Source organism: Nostoc sp. CALU 1950, assembly GCF_051172895.1.
Lineage (GTDB): Bacteria > Cyanobacteriota > Cyanobacteriia > Cyanobacteriales > Nostocaceae > Nostoc > Nostoc edaphicum_A.
Genome location: NZ_JBDNJQ010000034.1, coordinates 1 through 21,655, shown reverse-complemented (window position 1 = coordinate 21,655; position 21,655 = coordinate 1). Strand labels below are relative to the sequence as shown.

At 41.2% G+C, this 21,655-nt stretch carries 20 protein-coding genes; 11 read left to right on the top strand and 9 right to left on the bottom strand.

Annotation, left to right across the window (positions count from 1 at the left end):
• The first annotated feature begins 39 nt into the window (after window positions 1-39).
• The 3 genes from ABF638_RS12195 to ABF638_RS12185 all read left to right on the top strand — a co-directional run bounded on the left by ABF638_RS12195 (window position 40) and on the right by ABF638_RS12185 (window position 4,560).
• The gene (locus ABF638_RS12195; protein ID WP_435022972.1) at window positions 40-1,716 is read left to right on the top strand and encodes a PfaD family polyunsaturated fatty acid/polyketide biosynthesis protein; all 1,677 of its coding nucleotides are present in this window, start codon (window positions 40-42) and stop codon (window positions 1,714-1,716) included.
• 2 nt (window positions 1,717-1,718) lie between these two features.
• On the top strand, window positions 1,719-3,233 hold the full coding sequence (locus ABF638_RS12190; RefSeq protein WP_435022971.1) for a thioester reductase domain-containing protein: 1,515 nt from the start codon (window positions 1,719-1,721) through the stop codon (window positions 3,231-3,233).
• 523 nt (window positions 3,234-3,756) lie between these two features.
• Complete coding sequence (locus ABF638_RS12185) at window positions 3,757-4,560, top strand: SDR family NAD(P)-dependent oxidoreductase (RefSeq protein WP_435022970.1); 804 nt, start codon at window positions 3,757-3,759, stop codon at window positions 4,558-4,560.
• A gap of 69 nt (window positions 4,561-4,629) precedes the next feature.
• On the opposite strand, the gene hetI is transcribed toward ABF638_RS12185, so the two are convergent.
• Entirely contained in the window at window positions 4,630-5,349 is a 720-nt protein-coding gene (gene hetI, locus ABF638_RS12180) for a 4'-phosphopantetheinyl transferase HetI (protein WP_435022969.1), read from the bottom strand.
• A gap of 469 nt (window positions 5,350-5,818) precedes the next feature.
• Here hetI and ABF638_RS12175 point away from each other — a divergent pair, with 469 nt between their 5' ends.
• The gene (locus ABF638_RS12175) at window positions 5,819-5,986 is read left to right on the top strand and encodes a hypothetical protein (RefSeq protein ID WP_181929464.1); all 168 of its coding nucleotides are present in this window, start codon (window positions 5,819-5,821) and stop codon (window positions 5,984-5,986) included.
• 94 nt (window positions 5,987-6,080) lie between these two features.
• On the opposite strand, the gene ABF638_RS12170 is transcribed toward ABF638_RS12175, so the two are convergent.
• The gene (locus tag ABF638_RS12170; protein ID WP_435022968.1) at window positions 6,081-7,145 is read right to left on the bottom strand and encodes a YheT family hydrolase; all 1,065 of its coding nucleotides are present in this window, start codon (window positions 7,143-7,145) and stop codon (window positions 6,081-6,083) included.
• Window positions 7,146-7,302: 157 nt separating this feature from the next.
• On the opposite strand from ABF638_RS12170, the gene ABF638_RS12165 reads away from it, so the two are divergent.
• A complete protein-coding gene (locus ABF638_RS12165) occupies window positions 7,303-8,046 on the top strand; it encodes a response regulator transcription factor (protein WP_435022967.1) in 744 nt (247 codons plus the stop codon).
• Between the two features lie 207 nt (window positions 8,047-8,253).
• Here ABF638_RS12165 and ABF638_RS12160 read toward each other — a convergent pair whose 3' ends face one another.
• From ABF638_RS12160 to ABF638_RS12140, 5 genes are all read right to left on the bottom strand, one after another.
• A complete protein-coding gene (locus ABF638_RS12160; RefSeq protein ID WP_292715484.1) occupies window positions 8,254-9,000 on the bottom strand; it encodes a Uma2 family endonuclease in 747 nt (248 codons plus the stop codon).
• A gap of 211 nt (window positions 9,001-9,211) precedes the next feature.
• Entirely contained in the window at window positions 9,212-9,418 is a 207-nt protein-coding gene (locus ABF638_RS12155; protein WP_435022966.1) for a hypothetical protein, read from the bottom strand.
• A gap of 4 nt (window positions 9,419-9,422) precedes the next feature.
• Window positions 9,423-9,629, bottom strand: a complete 207-nt coding sequence (locus tag ABF638_RS12150; RefSeq protein ID WP_069074228.1) for a hypothetical protein — start codon at window positions 9,627-9,629, stop codon at window positions 9,423-9,425.
• Window positions 9,630-9,683: 54 nt separating this feature from the next.
• Window positions 9,684-11,183: a cryptochrome/photolyase family protein gene (locus ABF638_RS12145; protein WP_435022965.1), complete on the bottom strand. Its 1,500-nt coding sequence runs from the start codon at window positions 11,181-11,183 to the stop codon at window positions 9,684-9,686.
• A gap of 126 nt (window positions 11,184-11,309) precedes the next feature.
• Entirely contained in the window at window positions 11,310-12,101 is a 792-nt protein-coding gene (locus ABF638_RS12140; protein ID WP_435022964.1) for an SAM hydrolase/SAM-dependent halogenase family protein, read from the bottom strand.
• Window positions 12,102-12,263: 162 nt separating this feature from the next.
• Between ABF638_RS12140 and ABF638_RS12135 the strand changes: the two genes are divergently transcribed.
• The 3 genes from ABF638_RS12135 (at window position 12,264) to ABF638_RS12125 (ending at window position 16,018) form a co-directional block, all read left to right on the top strand.
• The gene (locus ABF638_RS12135; RefSeq protein ID WP_435022963.1) at window positions 12,264-13,163 is read left to right on the top strand and encodes a hypothetical protein; all 900 of its coding nucleotides are present in this window, start codon (window positions 12,264-12,266) and stop codon (window positions 13,161-13,163) included.
• A gap of 14 nt (window positions 13,164-13,177) precedes the next feature.
• Window positions 13,178-15,100 carry an Hsp70 family protein gene (locus tag ABF638_RS12130; protein WP_435022962.1) on the top strand — a complete coding sequence of 641 codons (1,923 nt, stop codon included), beginning with the start codon at window positions 13,178-13,180 and terminating at the stop codon, window positions 15,098-15,100.
• Between the two features lie 93 nt (window positions 15,101-15,193).
• On the top strand, window positions 15,194-16,018 hold the full coding sequence (locus ABF638_RS12125; RefSeq protein ID WP_435022961.1) for a M90 family metallopeptidase: 825 nt from the start codon (window positions 15,194-15,196) through the stop codon (window positions 16,016-16,018).
• An 83-nt stretch (window positions 16,019-16,101) separates the two neighbouring features.
• On the opposite strand, the gene ABF638_RS12120 is transcribed toward ABF638_RS12125, so the two are convergent.
• The gene (locus tag ABF638_RS12120; RefSeq protein WP_435022960.1) at window positions 16,102-16,557 is read right to left on the bottom strand and encodes an EVE domain-containing protein; all 456 of its coding nucleotides are present in this window, start codon (window positions 16,555-16,557) and stop codon (window positions 16,102-16,104) included.
• Between the two features lie 300 nt (window positions 16,558-16,857).
• Complete coding sequence (locus ABF638_RS12115; protein ID WP_435022959.1) at window positions 16,858-17,502, bottom strand: class I SAM-dependent methyltransferase; 645 nt, start codon at window positions 17,500-17,502, stop codon at window positions 16,858-16,860.
• 138 nt (window positions 17,503-17,640) lie between these two features.
• On the opposite strand from ABF638_RS12115, the gene ABF638_RS12110 reads away from it, so the two are divergent.
• The 3 genes from ABF638_RS12110 to ABF638_RS12100 all read left to right on the top strand — a co-directional run bounded on the left by ABF638_RS12110 (window position 17,641) and on the right by ABF638_RS12100 (window position 21,442).
• On the top strand, window positions 17,641-19,299 hold the full coding sequence (locus tag ABF638_RS12110; protein ID WP_435022958.1) for an ArnT family glycosyltransferase: 1,659 nt from the start codon (window positions 17,641-17,643) through the stop codon (window positions 19,297-19,299).
• 74 nt (window positions 19,300-19,373) lie between these two features.
• Window positions 19,374-19,841: a MarR family winged helix-turn-helix transcriptional regulator gene (locus ABF638_RS12105; RefSeq protein WP_435022957.1), complete on the top strand. Its 468-nt coding sequence runs from the start codon at window positions 19,374-19,376 to the stop codon at window positions 19,839-19,841.
• Window positions 19,842-19,999: 158 nt separating this feature from the next.
• Complete coding sequence (locus tag ABF638_RS12100; RefSeq protein WP_435022956.1) at window positions 20,000-21,442, top strand: HlyD family secretion protein; 1,443 nt, start codon at window positions 20,000-20,002, stop codon at window positions 21,440-21,442.
• Window positions 21,443-21,655: the final 213 nt, after the last annotated feature.

Below are 21,655 nucleotides of genomic sequence, written 5' to 3'. Positions count from 1 at the left end.
TCCCCTTATTTAATAATTGTAATCCGAGGGATAACTGCCGTGACAACCGTAGATACGGTACTCAGTAAACACGATAATGGTCTTAATTTCTCTGCTTGGTCTTATAACAAAAACCAGGTTTGGAAAGGTTCTTTAGAAACTGTATCTTTCGAGAAACAAACCATCAAAGATAAATTGATGGTGTTAAATAAACCCTGCTACATCGTGAAAGTTGCCGGAAAAATCGGTGTCACAAATGAGGGGTATTTATGCCCTGGTGATAATGGCACAACAGCACAAGTAGAACTGCTAACATTTGCAGCCCCAATCCGCATTCAACAATTTGGAGATCCGAATTTTCTCTCCTCTCATGGAGTAAAATATGCCTACGTTACCGGCGCAATGGCTGGCGGAATTGCTTCTGAAGAAATGGTCATTGCACTCGGAAAAGAGCAAATTTTGAGTTCCTTTGGTGCAGGTGGTTTAACTCCAGAACGTTTGGAAGCAGCCATAAATCGCATTCAAGAAGCTTTACCTCAAGGGCCTTATGCATTTAATCTAATCCACAGCCCCAACGAACCTGCGATTGAACGCCGTGCAGTAGATTTATACCTCAAATATCAAGTGAGAACAGTAGAAGCCTCTGCATTTCTCGACTTGACCCCCAACATTGTTTATTACCGTGTTGCTGGATTGGCATTAAATAGCGCCAATCAAATTGAAATCAAAAATAAAATCATTGCCAAAATTTCTCGCCGAGAAGTTGCGACTAAATTTCTGCAACCAGCACCAGCCAGAATAATCAAAGAACTTCTTGAACAAGGATTAATTACTGAGTTACAAGCAACCCTTGCAGCTAAAGTTCCGATGGCTGATGATATTACCGTCGAGGCTGATTCTGGAGGTCATACAGATAACCGTCCCTTGGTTTGTGTGTTACCTTCTATTATTGCCTTGCGAGATGAAATTCAAGCACAATATCATTACCAAACACCCATTAGAATTGGCGTAGCAGGAGGAATTGGAACACCACAATCAGCATTAGCAGCCTTTATGATGGGTGCTGCTTATATAATGACTGGCTCAATCAATCAGTCATGTGTTGAATCTGGGGCTTGTGAACATACCAAAAAGCTATTAGCCCAAGCAGAAATGGCTGATATGATAATGGCCCCAGCAGCCGATATGTTTGAAATGGGAGTCAAATTACAAGTTCTCAAACGGGGTACAATGTTCCCCATGCGAGCGCAGAAATTATTTGAACTCTATCGCGCTTATGATTCCATTGAAAGCATCCCCCTTGTAGAAAGAGAGAAATTAGAAAAACAAGTTTTTCGCAAAACTATTGCTGAAGTATGGGAAGGAACTGCGGCTTATTTATCCCAAAAAAATCCTGAGAAACTTGGGAAAGCAGTCAATAATCCTAAACTAAAAATGGCGTTGATTTTCCGTTGGTATCTCGGATTATCTTCTCGCTGGTCTAGTTCTGGTGAAAAAGGTAGAGAAGTCGATTATCAAATTTGGTGTGGCCCGGCAATGGGCGGTTTCAATGACTGGGTACGCGGTTCTTACCTTTCTGAACCAAATAATCGTCAGGTAGTTGATGTTGCTAATCAAATTATGACTGGTGCAGCCTTTTTGTATCGTGTCCAAAATTTGAAAATTCAAGGACTGCAAGCTTCCGATTATTACAGTCAATATCACCCTGTTCGTTCTACATCATTGTTGGAGATTTAAAAATGACTATAAAACAGTCTTTCACAGCAGACGATATTCAAGTATTTTTGGTATCTAATTTAGCTAAGTTGTTAGGAGTAGCAACTGATGAAATAGATGTCACAGAACATTTAGAAAACTATGGTTTGGATTCAGCCCAAGCAATGATTCTAGTCAGTAACTTAGAAAAGTTGCTCGGATTTCAACCATCTCCGTTGCTTCTGTGGCATTACCCAAATATTGAAGCTCTTTCACAGCGTTTAGCTGAAGAAGTGCAAGATGGTTCGCCAGTTCAAGATACAAAGGTAGTAGCCTCTAATGCCAACACTGCACCCTCTGTTCTAGATTTAGGTGCTGAGGCTGTTCTTGACCCCACTATCCATCCTGGTGCAGCATCTAATGTGCTTGTGGGTGAACCCAAGAACATCTTTTTAACTGGCGGAACCGGCTTTTTAGGAGCTTTTATCATCCGGGAATTGCTACAAGAAACCAATGCGGATATCTATTGCTTAGTGCGTGCTGCTAATGCCGAAGAAGGCAAAAGCAAACTGCAAAAAAATCTGGAACAGTATGCAATTTGGCAAGAAGAATTTAACTCCAGAATTATTCCGATTGTCGGCGATTTATCTCAACCATTGTTAGGTATTGGTTCGGAACAGTTTCAAATTTTAGCTGCCAATATTGATACTATATATCATAGTGCTGCTTTGTTGAATTATGTTTTCCCATACTCTGCACTGAAAGCAGCCAATGTTTTAGGCACTCAAGAAGTTTTGAGATTGGCTTGTCAAGTTAAAGTTAAGCCTGTACATTACGTTTCTAGTGTGGCTGTTTTTGAATCGACTGCTTATGCTGGCAAGGTTGTTAAAGAGCAGGATGAATTCAATCATTGGGAAGGTATTTATCTTGGTTACTCACAAACAAAATGGGTAGCTGAAAAGTTAGTTAAAATTGCTCGTGACCGTGGACTTCCTGTAACTATCCACAGACCACCACTGATTTCAGGTGATAGCAAAACAGGCATTTGTAACACACATGACTTTATCAACTTGATGACCAAAGGCTGTCTACAAATGGGATATTTCCCTGATGTAGATTATATGTTGGATATGTCACCTGTTGACTATGTAAGTAAAGCCATTGTTTATCTATCACGCCAAAAAGAATCCATAGGTAAGGCTTTCAATTTACAACATCCCCAACCCGCCGCTTTGAAAATGCTAGTTGAGTGGATACGCTCTTTTGGTTATTCAGTTGAAATGATTCCTTACGAGAAATGGCAATCAGAGTTAATCAATAATGTGACTTCTGCTGACAATCCTTTGTACACTCTGCGACCATTTTTGCTGGAACGTTGGTCTGATGAACAACTGACTATTCCTGATTTGTACTTACAAGCTAGAAGACCCCATATTAGCTGCCAAGATACTCTCCATGCATTGGCAGGCAGTTCTATTGCTTGTCCACCAATTGACTCTCAATTGTTTATGACTTATACTGCCTACTTGATTCAAAGCGGCTTCTTGAATCTCGCTTAGGAATTCACAAATTGCGTAGGATGTGTTATTAAAGCCGTAACACAGCCTACAAAATAATTTTATTTAGTCGATGCTTTTTAAAACTCAGTACTACTGAACAAGCAATATTTCAGATGCCAGCAACAACTAATACACTAACAGCGGCAATCTAATTGCCCTGTTTTTTTATGCTCAATCATGTAAATTTTTAGTATTCAACCCTTGACAGAAGCAATTGAGGATAGAATGGTTAATGTCGGGCATAAAAGGTTGATTTTACTCGCTGGCTTTTGTGAGTGATCAAAAGCCAAATGCTAGCAGTCTGAAATAACCGAACTCCTTTAAGGCCTAACTTCTTCGATGCATAAGTCCTAAATTTGCGTTTGGACTGCTACATCTATCCAATGCATCACATAAGCATTTGAAAGGGTAATAACTCAAGATATTTCTTGTAGGTTCAGATATTACGCGTACTTAATTGTAGAACAAGAACCACTGTAAATGCAACGCAGCTTCATCAAATTGAATTCACCAATATTCTTACATGAACACAACACATCAAAGACAGAGCAAAAAAACTGCTCTTATTACTGGGGCAGCCGGTGGAATTGGCTACGAATTAGCATGTATTTTTGCTGCTCATGATTACAATTTGGTATTAGTAGACAGAAATGGGCCAACGCTAGTAGAAATTGCAGCTAAATTCCAAGAAAAATTTGGGATTTTTGTCAAAACTATTGTTAAGGATTTATCTATATCAACGGCTCCTGAAGAAATTTTCACGGAGTTGCAAAAAGCCGATATTAATGTTGATGTGCTGGTAAATAATGCCGGATTTGGTATCTATGGATTATTTCACGAAACAGACCTAGCGACTGAATTGGAAATGCTACAAGTAAATTTGGTGTGCCTCACCCATTTAACCAAGCTATTTGTAAAGCACATGGTCAAGCAAGGTGAAGGTAAAATATTAAACGTCTCCTCGGCTGCTGCTTTTCAACCAGGGCCTTTGATGGCGGTTTATTTTGCTACTAAAGCTTATATCTTATCTTTTTCTGAAGCGATCGCTAATGAATTAGAAGGTACTGGTGTCACTGTGACAGTTCTTTGCCCAGGCTCAACCGCATCTGCCTTTCATGAAAGAACCGGAATGGCTGACTCTAAGTTGCTCAAGGGTAAGAGGATGATGGATGCACGAACAGTAGCAGAAGTTGGTTTTCGTGCTTTAATGAAGGGTCAAACCATTGTCATTCCTGGTTTACTCAATGCAATACTTGCAAAAAGCGTCAGATTTGTACCTAGAAACCTGGTGACAAAAATTGTGAGAAATATGCAGGAGGATAAGTAAGCTGGTTGTCATTTGTCATTGGTCCACAATATCTCTCTTGTTTCATCCAGGAGATGAGCTTAGTCAACATCAGTATTGCCAACACTTCAAATCCCAGCCAAAATTCTCTACCGCAACAGCAGCAACATAATTGTTAGCAGGTAGTAGTTCAAAAAGACTCCAGTCTTCTAATATCTGTAACTTGGCTGGTTCTGTGGGAGTCAACGATACTTCAATTTGCTCTAACTGGGATAGTCCGTCTCCAGTTGCTTTTAAATAAGCTTCCTTGCAAGTCCAGTAACGGAAAAATATCTCTTGCTGTTGGTTGGGAGATTGCGATCGCAACATATCATATTCTCTCGGCAAAAAGAACCGTTTGGCAAGAGCTTCCAGATCAGACATCGGGCGAATATATTCTAGGTCTACACCAATTGGGCGAGTGCAATTCACTGCACACAAACCCAACCCTTGGGAATGAGACAAGTTAAATGCCAGTCCACTATCGGCAAATTTATCTGCTAATACTGGTTTGCCACGCTGCTGATAATTAAACTGCACTTGTAAAGGCTGGATACCCAAATAGCTACCTAATATAGTTCGCAGAATACCACGACCAGCAATGAAACGCTGTCGATGTTCCTGAAAATAGAACCGTTCAGCACGAGCCGTTTCGTCACTGGAAAGAGTTGCTGCTAAATTTTGTAGTTGTGGTTCCGGTTGCTCAAGGTCTATGCGCCAGACATGAATCTCATCCGGTAGCAAAGTGAAATCTGTGGGTGCAGGTTGCCAAATATCATTAGAAGCGCTCATTGAGTCAAAAAGTCAAGGGAATTGTACTTTAATAGTTTGTTTAATTACGACGATTATTATGGGTGGATCTGGTTTAACGCTTTAGCATTACTATATACAACTGCGCGTGTTTTTCCTAGAATCTGCCATAGGTGTTGTTAGATATTAAGTCTAGCTGTAAACATAAATACAGGTAGCTTTTATTGCTTTTGCCAGCTAAATATTATAATTTATTACTCTAGATGTATGCTCCTCAACTCCACATTAAATCCCCTGAGAGAGAATCGCAAATTTTATTTTGGCTACAACATTAGCTATTAGAGCATTACTCAAAGGAACTACGAACAATGTCTGCAAGTGTTCTGAAGTAGATATCTCTTCAGTAATAAATAGTTTTTATCAGAAAATGTTAAATCTGGAACAAAAAACCCTTGCCAAAGCTTGTTAAAAACCTATTACAACTACTTTTTTTAGAACATAGTGAGGATGAATGATTATAAATTTGGAGTATTTTGCCTTCTTTATACTGCTACTAGCAGCGCTGCTATTAGCAATTAGGCAAATGAGCGTTGCTTTGGATGAGTTAGATATTGCGCGTTTTACTCTCTGGACAGGTATTGCTTCTGTTATTGCTGGTTTACCAATGATATTGTGGTAGCTTCTGGGTCAATGCCATCCTCTCTATTTTGGGCTTCCAAGCAACACGACTCCATCTGTCGAGTATCCTAGCAACTAGAATATCGTCTCGCCTACTACTCTGTTCGTTGTTGCTCTAACCATTGTAAAACCCGATTCCATGCCCACCAAAGATCAGAATCGTTTACTTGACGCTGGCACTCTTTGCTGCTCAAATAGCCAACATGACCGCCGTATTGAGTGAGTAACAAATCTATTGCGGAATTGCGATCGCAAGCTTCTTCTAATTCTGGTATGATGGCTGGGTCAAAAAGTGGGTCATCAGCAGCATATAAAATCAAGGTCGGTTTCGAGATTTGCGGCAATATTTGTAAAGCACTACTAGCTTGGTAATACGCTTCCACAGAAGAAAAACCTAGTCGGTTAATTACCAGTTCATTATCAAAACCCCAAATACTGTTCGCCCGTTCAATCGCTTCCGGGTCAAGGCTTCCAGGATGGGCATCATGAATTCGCCATGCCAATTTTTTTAAATTTTGGGCAATCCCTGCTTCTAAATATCTGCCGAAGGGCTTTGTAACTAGATAAGATAGCGATCGCTCCGAATCCAAACTCGGACAAATCACCATACCACCGCCAATATCGCTATCTTCTAGCCCTAAATCTCCATACTCCCTAATCACCTCACCAGCCACCTTCACTGCCCATAGTGCCAATTGCCCCCCTAAAGAAAACCCTGTAAACCAAAATTTCCCAGGACATCCCATTGCCTTAGCAGCGGCGGCGATACGAACAAAATCTTCCCCCTCATACAAACCATCAGAGGTTAGAGTCGGGGATAATTCGGCAGTTTTGCCGTGGGCACGCCAATCAAACAACACTACAGCGTATCCTTGAGCATAAGCTTTACGCCCTAGCACTCTTAAAAACCATTCTGTTTTTAATTCTCCGGTAATGCCATAAGTGCCGATAATTGTGCTATGAGCATTTTCCGGGATGGCAACCAAGCCAAAAATTGGCACACCTTGGCCGCCAATAAAGATTTTTTCGTGATAAGACGGTTCTGGGTCTTTAGTAGTACTTTTCCAGTGACGTTTTCCCCACAAAGCGGTGTATACAGTCATCATCACACCGTTTTGTAAAAACCAAGACGGATTGTAGGGGGGAGAATAACACATCATAGACTATAAGATTTCGTGTAATTGAGTCTTGATTTCACAGTCATTTAATCTTAATATTTATGTAAGATTTAAAAACTTTTTCATCATTGATTCAAAAATCTTTGTATCTATCAAAGGTTGTTAATTATCCTTAATAAGTAGTAATAATTTTTTAAGAATGCCGAGGATTCTTGTCATAGACGATGACCCAGCGATTTCAGAACTAGTTGCCGTCAACTTGGAAATGGCTGGCTACGATGTTAGTCAAGCTGAAGATGGCATCAAAGGTCAAGCGCTGGCTCTCCAGCTACAACCAGACTTGATCATGCTCGATTTAATGTTGCCCAGAGTAGATGGGTTCACCGTTTGTCAACGCCTGCGCCGAGACGATCGCACCTCTGAGATTCCCGTGTTAATGTTGACGGCTTTGAGCCAAACTCAGGATAAGGTGGAAGGCTTTAATGCTGGCGCAGATGACTACCTCACCAAACCTTTTGAAGTTGAAGAACTGCTGGCGCGGGTACGGGCACTTTTGCGGCGGACTGACCGGATTCCCCAAGCCGCAAAGCATAGTGAGATTCTGAATTATGGCTCACTCACCCTTGTTCCCGAAAGATTTGAGGCGATATGGTTCAATGACACAGTGAAATTGACTCACTTGGAATTTGAGTTACTTCACTGCTTGCTGCAACGCCACGGTCAAACCGTTTCTCCTAGCGAAATCCTCAGAGAAGTTTGGGGCTACGATCCTGATGATGACATAGAAACGATTCGAGTGCATATTCGCCACTTAAGAACCAAACTTGAACCAGATCCCCGTCACCCCCGCTATATCAAGACAGTGTATGGTGCGGGATACTGTCTTGAATTACCCGGTATACCTCCATCAGTAGAAGGTGCTTCTGTAACAGTGGTGGAATGAAATCACCCAAACAGTACTGAGTGGTGAGTGTCCAGATTTGTAGGCTAGCACAGATGTGCTAGCCTACGAATTTTATATACTTTTGTACCAGCTTTTAAGCTATGGAACCTTTAACTACTGAGGCGATCGCATTTTTGCCTCAACTGTATTCTATATCTTCTGAATTCTGTTAGCGCAGCTGTGCTAGCCCATTCTGACTCCTGAATTCTACATTTCTATTTCAGATTTATTTAAACCTGTTAACCTAGCTACCTGTTCGATTGTCATCCCAGACTCAAGTAAGTTGCGTGCAGTTTGTAATAACTGTGATTCTGCCTTGTCTGCCCTTTGGCGTTCCTTTTCTTCAGGAGTTGGCAGTAATTCTCCTAACGACATTGCCCAGCGTAACCAAGTAGCATTAATACCTTTATAATTTCCCTGCCAAAGCTGCAATGCTAACCCTAAAGATTGACTCACCAACTGATTTTGAGCATTTGCGGCAATGGGTTGATAAACTCCTTTGTCATTAGAGAAACCAGCCAAATCATCAGGATTAAAAGGGTCATACCAAAAATATTCTGGTACACGCATTTGATTTTGATAAATTAGCTTTTTGAAGTTTTTGTCTGCTTGGGCTGTGCTGTCAGAAAGTAACTCAATAACTACATCTGGTGCTTTTCCCTCTTCCCAAACTACCCAACTGCGTCGTTCTCCTTTAGGGACTCCCAACACAGCAAAAAAGTCTGGCCCTTTAAAGTCTTTGTTCCGCACCTGCGCCAGACTGTAGTAAACAAACATATTACCGCCAATAAACCCATCCTCTCGTTCTGACAACCAAGGTATCAGAGCATCTATCAGCAAGTCCATCTGGGCTTTATGGCGTGCGCTTTCCATTGGGATACCGTCATCATAGGGTAATTCTGCTTGGGTGGGTGGGAGTTGAATATCTGGTGCAGCTAGGATAGTTTCTGACATAGCTTTTCACCTATTGGCTGGGCGTTGCGGATATTTTTATATTAAGCGATCGCCTCAATCTAAACCCCAAGATCGATAAAGGCGATCGCTTCATCCCGGAAATAAGTGTGCGATCGCCTTTATAAAAACCCTAATATCGCAGTATAAATATGATCATTAGTAGAGACATTGCATTGCAACGTCTCTACTAATGATTGAAGACTGCGATATCCTATTTAATTTGCAAACCAGTAGAAGCAGGTTGACCGAAAGCAGAAACCACACTTTGACGCACAATACGCTTGCGAGCGCTTTTACGAGTACCTCCAGCCATCTGATACTCGTAGCTATTATTACCAAATTTATAAGCTATACCACGCAAAATTTTCTCAGGATAGTCTGCCAAATCTTCTTCATTTTCAAGGATCTGGGTTAACAAGATATCAAAGGGCTGTAGCAGACTGACTAATTTCAGTTGGCGGCCGTTTAATTTTTCCCTCGCAGTAACCCAGGTCGTACATACTAGCAGCTTGAGAATCTTCTTCTGGTGCCAATTTAGCTTTTCCAGCCCAAGCATCAGATTTTCCTAAGTTAAACCAATCTTCATTAGTCATCCCTGAACCAAATGTGTTCTCGGTTGTTTTTGTCATTTAAGTACCTCTACCGTACTGATAAGTGACTAGCTCTGAATACCTTGCGATACACTACGACTGGGCGTGCCAATCTTGGGCTTGTTGGCGGATAGACTGTAATTCTTCAGAAGACATTTTATCCAAATTCTTTAAAATAAAACTCATCCTTCCTTGAGACTGTAGTTGTTGGCGGTGTCTGTCAAGAAAATCCCAATAGAAGAAGTTGAACGGACAAGCATTTTTACCTACACGTTCCTTATGGTTATAAACACAACTTTTGCAATAGTCACTCATTTTATTTATATAGTTAGCAGAAGCAGCATAGGGTTTTGATGCCAACACACCTCCATCAGCAAATAAACCCATACCAATGACATTTGTCTGCATTACCCAGTCATAAGCATCAATAAATACTGCGTGGAACCAGCTTTCAACAGATTGTGGTGAAAGTCCGGCAATCAAAGCAAAATTACTCAACACCATTAGCCGTTGAATATGATGAGCGTAGCCAGTACGTTCCACTTGCGTAAGAATCTGGTGTAGACAATTCATTTCGGTTCTACTTGTCCAGAAAAATTCCGGGAGCGGTTGTGTGTGGTTAAACCAATTTTTATCTGAGTAATCTGCATCTACATAGTGATAGATGCCGTGCATATATTCTCGCCAACCCAACAGTTGACGAATGAAACCTTCTACACTATTTAAAGGCAATTGCTGTTGGAAGTATGCTTGTTGTACAGCTTGAATTACCTCCATTGGTTGGAGTAACCCGATATTCAAATAAGGAGAAAGTAGCGCGTGCCACATTGTTTCTTCTCCCGTTACCATTGCATCTTGGTAGGGGCCAAAATGTGGTAGACGATTTTGAATAAACCAGTCTAATACTAGAAGTGCCTGTTGGCGATTTATCCCCCAGCGAAAAGGTTTTATTTCCCCATAAGTTGGGCAAGTGAGAGAATTAACTTGAGCAATAACATCGAGAGTAATTTCGTCTGGTTCAAACCATTGTGCAGGTGGTGTATTTAATTTACCTTTGGGTGGTTGACGATTTTCTTTATCTAAATTCCACTGTCCGCCAACTGGTTTATCTTTCTCCATTAAAATTTGGAAACGTCGCCTTCCTTCCCGATAAAAGTCTTCCATTAACAAGCGCTTACGACCTGACGCCCAATTATTGAATTCTTCTGTACTCCACAAAAAATGATTGTTAGGAATCAAAGTGATTGTGCAAAAGAGTTCTAAACTTTTAATCATTTGGGTGAATGGTAGATCATTCGGTGTCATCACCCGCAACTGAGTAATTTGATTTTCCCTAATCCATTCTTGGAGTGGTGTTTCAAAATCTTCAGCTATTTTGTATGTGACTGAATATTTTAGTTGTCGCAACTCTTGAGCAAAATGCCTCATTGCCGACCAAAGTAAGACTAATTTTTGCCGATGGTAAGGTCTTACTTGAATATGATGCAGTGACTCGATCAAAATTACAGGCACGTTTTCCTGATGAAAACAACTTTCTAAAGCTGCTTGTTTTACCGAAAGTTGGTCGCCTAATATCCAAACCCCAATTGTCATTGTTAGTACCACTAATTCCCATACCTACAGATAAACATAGATAGTGTTTATCTGTAAGGCGTGGGGGCGTGGATTTGATTTGGTAGTTTATGAGTTTTCTTTTAGAATTTCTGGGGGCGATCGATTTTAGGCAATTCGAGTTACTTGCTGATTCACACGGGGACGGCCAAAGCGTTCCCAAGCACTCCCTCCTCGCAGAAATAGCTCTAAAAAGCGTAATGGTTCTCCTGAATCGCCTCTTGACCAACCGGAACTACCAGGAGCAAAAGCTAAAGTTCCTTCAGACACCTTGAAACTGCCATCAGAATACACTGCATCGCTGACCACATCTCCAATCCGGATCACGATCTTGCTTTGAGGCTCCAAGTTAAGTGTATGGGCCGCAATAGTTGTTTTGATGTTGCCGTAGCCATCAATCCAGGCAATTCGATCTGGTGGAACGTCTGGGATTTGCTCACTCTTCAGGCTATCTCCCAAAAGGCTAAAATCTTCATTCATAATGGCAGCCGCAGCTGGAGGAAACACATCCCGTGAGCGAAACTGCGATCCACCACGAGAAACGTTGACCACTCGCAACTCCTTTGTATGGTCTTTGATAAAGGAGAGGGTGTAGCCTGCATTCACACCCACTACTTTTACACCATTGGATAGAAGGGCATAAGTTAGCCCTTCACCTTCATTGTCTCGACGAGCTTCAGGATCATCCTGACGAGGCGCACAGTTGTGATAAATTAGGCGATCGCTAGGGCCAGGGTTAAGTCCTAGTTGGGCAATCCAGAATCCCGTTGCTAAGGTACTGAATGCTGGAACCGAAAGCAAATGAATTTGGGCATGGGGAAAAGTCATCAGCAGACGTTGTGTGACTTCTGTAAATGCCGGATCTCCTGTACCGTAGTCTGCAATGACGCAGATAAACATTCTGTTACTCCTTCTGATGGGTAGTAATTTGCAATCAACTTAATTCATAATTAGGAATTATGAATTATGAATTATTTCGTAATTATGTGATTACAGGGTGGAATGAAAAAACGATTGTTCATTTCACTCCTAATTAATAACGTTAAAGTCTTAGTCAACGCAATGAAAACAATTACTTCACTTTTTAGCGAAGAACGCAACCAACTCCAGACAGATATTGATAATACAATCGGCATTGAGCAAATAGTTAAACTGGTTCAAAACCGACTCGATAATCTCGAAAGAATTTACATTGAAAAGCTTAATTTGGCTCAAGTTCGTCTGGCTTCCTTTTTCCTGGATACACTGCGGCAGTCTATCGCCACTCTTGCAGCGGCTAACTATCTTCAAGTTGCTCCAACCGAACAAAGACAAATTACTAACCCAAGTACAAAGTTGTTTAGCAGCAGATTAATTCTGAAACTGCTAAAGGGACTAATTTATATAGGCATCTTAGGTTCGTTGTTTTCCTTAACTAAAACTACCCCAGGTGCGTGGATGGCTATCTTATTAACCTCTCTACTTATAGGATTAGAAATTGTACTTCAACTCGAATTAAAGAATCAGCAAAATAATTCTATATCTGAAGGACTATTGGAATTACCTCAACCGATTCTTAGGGTTGATAGCAAAGTATTTCTAGATCATCTTGGCGATGCTCTCAACACTATTGACCTAGCAGTGGCTAGAGTAGAAGAATCAAATAAACATGAAGGCGACTTAGCAATAGAAGAATTGCCAGAGCTATTGAATTTTCTCCAAAGACTAATGGGCGCATCCAAACTTGATAAACCCCAAATGGCTTATGAACTGGCGAAACTTCTGCCACAGATTTTAATGTCTCAGGGAATTAACGCTCAAATTTACCGAGCAAATAGCGATCGCGAGTATTTTGACTTTGAGCCAAGTATCGACCCCGATACCAAAGATCACGTGACTCTAACTCCGGCTTTGTTGAAAGGCGATCGCTTAATTAGACGCGGTAGGGTAATTGAGCCAGCATATTCCTCAGCTAGAGAATAATAGACAATAAGGGTATGGAAATTTTAGAAACAATCGGTTTTGATTTGGGACACGGTGAGACGGCTGTAGCTAAAGCCATCGTGGAAAGCATCGAACCTCCGCAAATGCTGGAGATTAATAACAAGAAGAACCAAATTACAGCGCTTGGCTGGCATCCCAAACTTGGTTATCTTGTCGGTGAACAGGCATTAATTCAAGCTGGCGTTACCCAACTGACAATCTCTTTCAAGCAAAAACCCAACAACGATCCCAAATATCGAGAAACAATTAGCACTTTTGTGGCAACCTACTACCGCCTTTTGAAAGAAAGTAAACAACTTGAAGGTGGTGAAGGTAGTTATTTTTACATTGGTTGCCCTTCAGGATGGACAGTTAGCGATCGCACCGAATACCAAAAGCTACTTCAAGAAGCTGGCATTCCCCAACTAAATGTTGTACCAGAATCGCGGGCTGCTTTCATGCAAGCCAAGGAAGCCGGGAAACTGGAGTATGACAAACTTGTTGGATCGGTGTTAATTGTCGATATTGGTTCTTCAACCACAGATTTTACTCTGGTTAAAAGCTTAGAAGAGATCCCGATAGATTTCGGGAGTAATACTTTAGGTGCATCCCTAATTGACAAAGCTATTTTTGCCCGGACTCTCGCCAACCACGAACAAAAAGCATTACTCGAAAAAGTATTTAAGGAATATCCCCATCACCAAGCTCGTTGTGAACTTGCTTGTCGCAAAGCTAAAGAAGATTACTTTTCTAATGAACAGCTATACAGCGATCCTGAATCCTTTGCGCGTGGCTTCGAGTCGATCAACGAACAGATTTATTTTATTCCCCAAGTGAATAAAATGATCATGGAGGAAATTTTAAACCAGCCCCTACCGGAACTGGAAAATCATAGTTGGGTGCGATCGTTTAGCAACTCTTTAACCGAGGCGAAAGAAAAGCTAGAAAAACTTGGAATCGTGCCGAAACTTTTACTGATGACTGGCGGTGCATCTCGCATGAAGTTTACGCACATTCTTTGTCAGGAAATGTTTCCCGAACCAGAAACGCTGCTTCGCCCTGATCCAGAACCGGAACGCTGCATTGCACTGGGTTTAGCACGAGTAGGACGATGGGATCTACGTGCTGCTGCTTTTAAACAAGAAGTCAACAAACTATTTACCTCAAATAAGCTTAAAGGCTTGATTGAAAAGCATATCCCGGAGTTAATCGAATCACTAACTAAGCCTTTGACAGATGGCTTGATTGTCAACGCAATTAAACCAGGTTTAAAAGATTGGCAAAAAAACAAAATACGGACTTTAGCCGATTTGGAAACATCTTTATTCAGTCAAGCAGAACAGTGGCTCAAAAGCGATATTGCTGTGCAGATAATTAATCATCAATGTGCTTCTTGGTTTAGCAATAAAATCCAACCCGATTTAGCCGCACAAACCGATCCAATATGTCGAAAGTTTCAGATACCTAGAAGCAGCTTAAGATTCGAGGATAGCATTGATCCAAATTTTGTTAACCCAGAGCTACGAATTGGAGATGCTATCCTGGCTGAGACAGTAGCGTTTATCGTCAATGTAGTAATTGGTGGAGGCGCTGTGGCTAGTATCATTACTCTCATACTGACTGGGCATTTAACCTGGCCTATTGCACTAGTATATGGAGCTTCGGTTATGGCGGCAGGAATGGAGCTAAATCGTAAGAGTGTTCAAGAAGTAATCAAGACAAATGTGGATGTTCCTAGTTGGATTCGTTCGAGTTTTTTGAATGACAAAAAAATTGATGATATGTGTGAGCAAATCAAGCCGGAGTTAGAGAAAGTTTTTCAAGAACAATTGACAGCAAATCAAGAGGCTTTTGACAAACTGATTGTCAAAGTTGAACAAGGGCTACAAAAAACCCTTGCCACTAAAGTTCAATCTTGTATAATTCTGATCCAATAGCAGTTATATTACCAGTAAATGTAGTTTTTATAAATTTTTACCGCATCGCCTCAGTTGACCGATAAATTAAATATGTAAACTGCTCAAAAACAAATGATTAAAACAATAGTTGTCTTTCTCATTATTGGGCTGATCATAACTGGGATTTTAGTCAACCCTATCCTAGTCAAGAAGCGAAGAAAACGTCTAAAAAATCGTCCTTTTCCTCCACTTTGGAATGCCATTATTGAGAATAATCTTCCTATCTTTCTCTGCCTTTCTCCCGATGAAATCAGGCGACTTCAGGGGCATATTCAAGTTTTCTTAGCAGAAAAGCAATTTATTGGCTGTAGAGGATTACAGGTAACGGAGGAAATGAAACTGATCCTTGCTGCTGTCGCCTGTTTACTCCTATTAAATGAACGTGGACAGTACTTTACCAAACTTCGTTCAATTCTGGTATATCCCAATGCTTATTTTGTTCAGGAAAAAAATTCTGTCGGAAATTATGTTGTTGAAGAAAGGCGTGTAGCAAGACTGGGTGAATCGTGGACGAATGACCAATTAGTAGTGTCTTGGGAACAGGTGAAACAAGACACGAATAACTGGAGAGATGGACGTAATGTTGTGCTTCATGAATTCGCCCATCAATTAGATCAAGAAAATGGTAAAGCTGAAGGAGTTCCGATACTGCAAAGTAACTCAGACTATACTATTTGGGCGAAGGTGATGACAGAAGCATATCAGCAACTTTGTAATGATGTTTTACAAGGTGTAAAGACGGTAATGGATAGCTATGGTGCAACAAATCCCGCAGAATTTTTCGCCGTAGCGACTGAGACATTCTTTGAGAAACCGCACCAATTGTTATCCAAGCATCCGGCACTTTATGAGCAACTGCAACGTTACTATCAATTAGATCCTGTGCAATGGGCGTGAAGTAAGTTGGCAAGAATAAATCACATTATGTTCAGTTAATCAACCTTCCTTCAAAATATTTTACGAATTACGAATTATTTTAACTAGGAGGTTTTCATCGCCAGAATCTTAAAAGCTACTGCTTCAGGGACAGGCATTACTGATAACCGATTTCCTTGTCTCACCAACATTAACTCTTCGGCGCTAAATTTCTCTTTGAGTATTGATAACAAGATAGGATTAGAAAAAGTCTCAACAAACTCCACTACAACTGTTTGCCACCGAGGTAATTCGGAACTTGATTTCGGGTCGTAGTATTTACTTTCTGGATCAAACTGGGTTGGGTCAGCAATATCTTTTTTCACCACACGCATTAACCCAGCAATACCGGGAGGATTAGTGCTGGAGTGATAGAAAAAAGCTAAGTCTCCTTGATCCATAAGGCGCAAAAAGTTGCGAGCTTGATAATTGCGAACGCCGTCCCAGATAGTCTCTTTCTGCTGTTGAAGGTCAACAATGCTATAGGCTTCTGGTTCTGATTTCATTAACCAATAATTCATCTACAGAAATTATGTATATACAAAAGCATTTTAATTTTGAGCAGGTAAGTTCGTAGTAAGGACTTTAGTCCTTATATTTTTAAGCACTAAAGTGCTTACTACAAGCCTTCTTGCACTAGTGAATATAGCACTTCTCGGTTGAGTCCAATACAGACCTAACCTCCAGCCCCTTCCCTACGTTCGCGTAGCGTCTCGAAGAGAGGGAAGGGGAGCAAGATTCAAAGCCTCTCTCCTTTTAGGAGAGAGGTTTGGAGAGAGGTCAGAGTGTATTGCATCCACGTGAGAATCGCTATATTTAGCTTAACTACGATAAGCTATGACAGCATAAAACGGATCTCCTCCAGATGCGCCCAACCACTGCAAGAAATTCGGTAATGTTGATTTTTGAGCTATAACTTCTGCGGTTGTAAATCCTGGAATTGAGGCGAAGTAAGCTTTGACTAATTCCACTCGCTGTGCTTCTGAAGCCTCTCGCCAAGCTTGAATTGCCTTTTCAAAAAACATCCGGTTAGAAAAGCTGATAATTGCGACACCACCAGGTTTCAGAATGCGGTAAATTTCGGAAAATACTGCTTCTGGATATTGCACATACTGCACTGATACGCAATTTAGAACAGCATCAAAATTTTCATCTGGTAAGGGTAACTGCGGATTTTCGTTAAGATTTTGGACAAAGTAATGATTTAAGCGAGGATTACGTGCTAGTTCCTCGGCATTGAGTCCGTGTCCCTTCACATGGTCAAACTCCATCTCTTCTGGTAGATGAGACACCCAGCTGCTCATCATATCAAAAATACGGGTGTTGGGTTTTAGGCGATCGCGATATAAATCCGTTAACTGTTGAATAAATCCTTCATCCACATGGGTTACGAAGCGGGGATAGGCATAGAATAGCTTATCGTCTTTATCGTCTAATTTCAGGCGTTGATTCGGTCTTAACTGCATAAATCCCTATTTTGGAAGACTGTTTCCGAAAAAAACGGCAATTTCAGGTATTTTTCAACAATCCCTATGTAAGATATTTTAATAACAGCAGGACACTTAAACGAATCTAAGTAGCAGGATTCAATTTTTATCAATTAAATGTTATATAAACTACCCTTGTTACAGTATATTTGGCGTCAAATCCGCCTAGTCGGATCATTACCCTATTTTAGTTTGTTGGTTTGGATACTCCCCTTATTATTATTTACTTCTGGGCACAATAGTCTGATGGCACACGATGAAGCTCTTTATGCTTCGCGGGCCCGTCTGATGTTTGATTCTGGTAATTGGATAGCTCCTTGGGAAAAGGCACATCACAAAACCCCTGGCCCTTATTGGTTAATTGCTAGTTTCTACCAGCTCTTTGGTGTTAGTGATACTACTGCGCGTCTTCCTAGTATGATTGCTGGCATTTTGAGCTTATGGCTTGTGTATGAAATCGGCAAAATTATGCTAGGCAAAAAATTAGCTTGGCTAGCTGCTGCAATTTTAAGTGTAGAATTTCTCTGGCTGCAATACTCTCGCTTAAGTACACCTGATGTAGCTATGGTTCTTTTGGTACTTTTAGCTATTTGGTCTTTTATTAAAACGGAATTACATCCTAAATATCGCTATTTTTGGAGCTTTTTAGCTGGTTTAAGTTTAGGTTTAGGCTTCTTAGTCAGAAGCTTTATGATTTTTTTGCCAATCACAGGTTTATTACCTTATTTAATTTGGGAACATCGCCGTCATCGTCATCTTACTAACCCAATTTTATATTTAGGATTTTTCGTAGGTTTAATACCTACTTGTGTTTGGCTGTGGTTAAGTTGGCTGCACTATGGAAATCAGAGTTTTGAAGAGTTGCTCAACTTTCTTTTGTTTCTAAGTTCTAATGACCCTTATGATAATGGGCCGCTATTCTATATATGGAATATTCCTTTAAAATCATTTCCTTGGGCTTTCTTCGGACTTTTAGGTTTGTTTTTGACTGTCCGTCGTCCAATTAGTCGCTACAATTTAATATTAGTTGGCTTTCCACTTGTGTTATTTTTGGAACTGAGCTTTTTTACTACTCGTTTCCCTCATTATAGTCTTCTCCTTTATCCATTCATAGCTTTGCTTGCATCTGTAGGTTTAAACTGGCTAGGTAATATTTATCAAACAAGAAATACCTCAGAATTACCTCTTGCAAAAGGTAAAAAAAATGTATCAAATCTTTTCGCCAAGCAGAATCTTCCCCGGAATCTTAGTTATGGCTTTGGTGGGTTAGGTGTTTTACTGATTATGGCAAGTATTGTGATTATTAGTTGGGGTGGTTATGACATCCGTAAGTATGCAACTATTGGCTTTGCTATGGGATTGGGTTGGCTAATTTTACCTGGGGTGTGGATTAGTCGTTACCACTTTGGCAAGAAGTTTCTTACAGCCCGTTACTGGATTGCAGGTTGGCTAATTCCCTGTTGGCTAGCTTTGGCGGCGATAGGTAGCATAGGCCTGTTAAGCGACTATAATCCTGTTTTTAGAACTTTTTTACAACAACCTGCGATCGCTTCAATTCTCCAATCTCATCCGATCTATTTTGTGCAAATAGACGATAAAATCCAAGTAATGCTTGATTTCTATCTTCCTATTCAAGCTCGACCAGTTGTCTCTATTTCCCAAGTACCCGCTTTGAGCTATGCTTGGATTTATACTAACCAGTCCGCTAAATTATCTCGGCCTCACCGTATTATCGATACTGTCAAAGAGTACCAGTTTATTCAAGTTCTTCCCTAAGATAGATGCAATGCAACTGTTGCTAAAAAAGATTAATTTAGTTAGAATAGTACGCACACTAAGTATTTGACTAAATGGTTACTACATCCAATCATTCCCCAGCTTTAGACTCGTGGCAGCAAAATCTGGCACCATACAATTTAGGTTACAGAATCAAATTAGTCTCGCAATTGCTCAGTCGCAAATTTACTGAGAGGCTAGAACCATTTGGATTGACGCCGTTTCACTGGCTGGTTTTGTGCTGTTTGTGGCAAGAAGACGGTTTACCGACTTCTAGTATTGGGGACAAACTCAAACAAGTGGGAGGGACTTTGACAGGTGTACTAGATCGCATGGAAGAACGCGGCTTGGTGCGTCGAGAACGCGATACCCACGATCGCCGGATCTGGCGGATTTGGCTAACCGATGCAGGTAAGGAACTAGAAGCTGTCTTACCGCCAATCGCCGCAGCCGTGCGTGATGAAGCGATGGAAGGTATTTCTTTTGCTGACCGAGAACTGTTTTCCCAAATCTTGAATCGGGCGATCGCTAACCTCTCCTAAAAGCTCATCCTATAATCACCCGACCGGAGGAAGTGATGTCAGGATTGGTTTTGAGATAATACTACGCATACTAAGGAAAAAAGATTTTTTTCAGGAAATATTACGCATTCTAAATAAACGACTATCAATCAAATTATCGAACAAGCGAGTTAAGAATCATGAGCGCTAATACTTTTAACGGACACAACCAAAACAAGATCCCAGTTATAGAAAAAGAAATCATTCCTGATTCAGAGACTTTAGAAGCTGTGACTGTAACAACAGAAGCACCTGAGATCAAGAAAGAAATTCCACCGAAGCGGAAAAAACCGACTGCTTTAATTTTGACAGGATTAGGTGTCGCTGCGATCGCCGCAGGTACTTTTGGTTATCACTACTGGCAATATGCCTCTACCCATCAGGAAACAGACAACGCCACCGTTGCGGGAAATATTCACCAAATTAGTAGCCGCATTCCCGGAACTGTAAGTCAGGTGCTTGTGAATGATAACCAACTGGTGCAACCAGGACAATTGTTAGTGGAGTTAGATCCACGGGACTATCAAAGTAAGGTACAACAAGCAGCCGCCGCCCTAGAAAATGCTCAAAGTCAAGCGCAAGCCGCCCAAGCAAATATTGCTTTAACTTCACAAACCACTAGTGGGAAGACAACTCAAGCGCAGGGGGATGTCAGCGGTGCAGTAGCAGCAATTTCCACAGCCCAAGCAGCAGTACAAGAAGCCCAAGCTGGGATACCAGCAGCCCAAGCCCAAGTCAGACTAGCCCAAGCAGGGATTCCCGCCGCCCAAGCCCAGGTAGCGCAAGCCAATGCGAATTTGGAAAAAGCTCAAACAGATTACAATCGTTACAACGAGTTGTATAAAACAGGTGCGATCGCTCGTCAGCAGTTAGACACCGCTAAAGCAGATTATGATGTCGCTTCCGCACAAAAAAACGCCGCCATTCAGGGAGTAGAACAAGCCCAAGCCAAGTTAGCCTCCGCCAAAGTTGGTGTAGCCCAAGCCCAATCTCAATTAGCACAAGCGCAAGAAAATGTAGTTAGCGCCCAAGCTAAATTGGCAGCATCCAAGGGTGGATTGCAACAAGCTACCGCCGGCGGACAAGATACAACAGTAAAACGTAGTCAATACGAAGCGGCAAAAGCTGCGATCGCGCAATCAGAAGCATCGCTTAAAGACGCACAATTGCAACTATCTTATGCCAACATTACCGCGCCCAGTGCCGGACGTATAGGTAGAAAAAACGTGGAAGTTGGCAACCGAGTCCAATCGGGAACACCATTAATGGCGATCGTGGATAACAGCTATTGGGTAATTGCGAACTTCAAAGAAACTCAATTAGAAAAGATGCGGCCACAAGAGCAAGTAGAAATCAAGCTAGATGCTTTCCCTCATCATACCTTTATTGGTCGTGTTGACAGTATTTCGCCAGCTTCCGGCGCTCAGTTTGCCTTATTGCCACCGGATAACGCTACAGGTAACTTTACCAAAGTTGTGCAGCGCATCCCAGTAAAAATAGTTTTCGACCAAAAGAGTATTCAAGGTTACGAATCGCGGATTACACCGGGGATGTCTGCGGAAGTTGCTGTGGAAGTTAAGTAAGTCATTTGTCATTTGTCACAAGACAAACGGATCATTACGAAAAATTCAATAATATTTAATCATCAAAATTTGTGCTAAGTAAATTGGTGGGAGTAAACCAAATTATGTTATGAAACGTAAATCGGCTTAGAGGTGATTTAAAAATTCCTCTTGTCGGCATCAAAAGTTTTAGATCCCCCTAAATCCCCCTTAAAAAGGGGGACTTTGACTCCG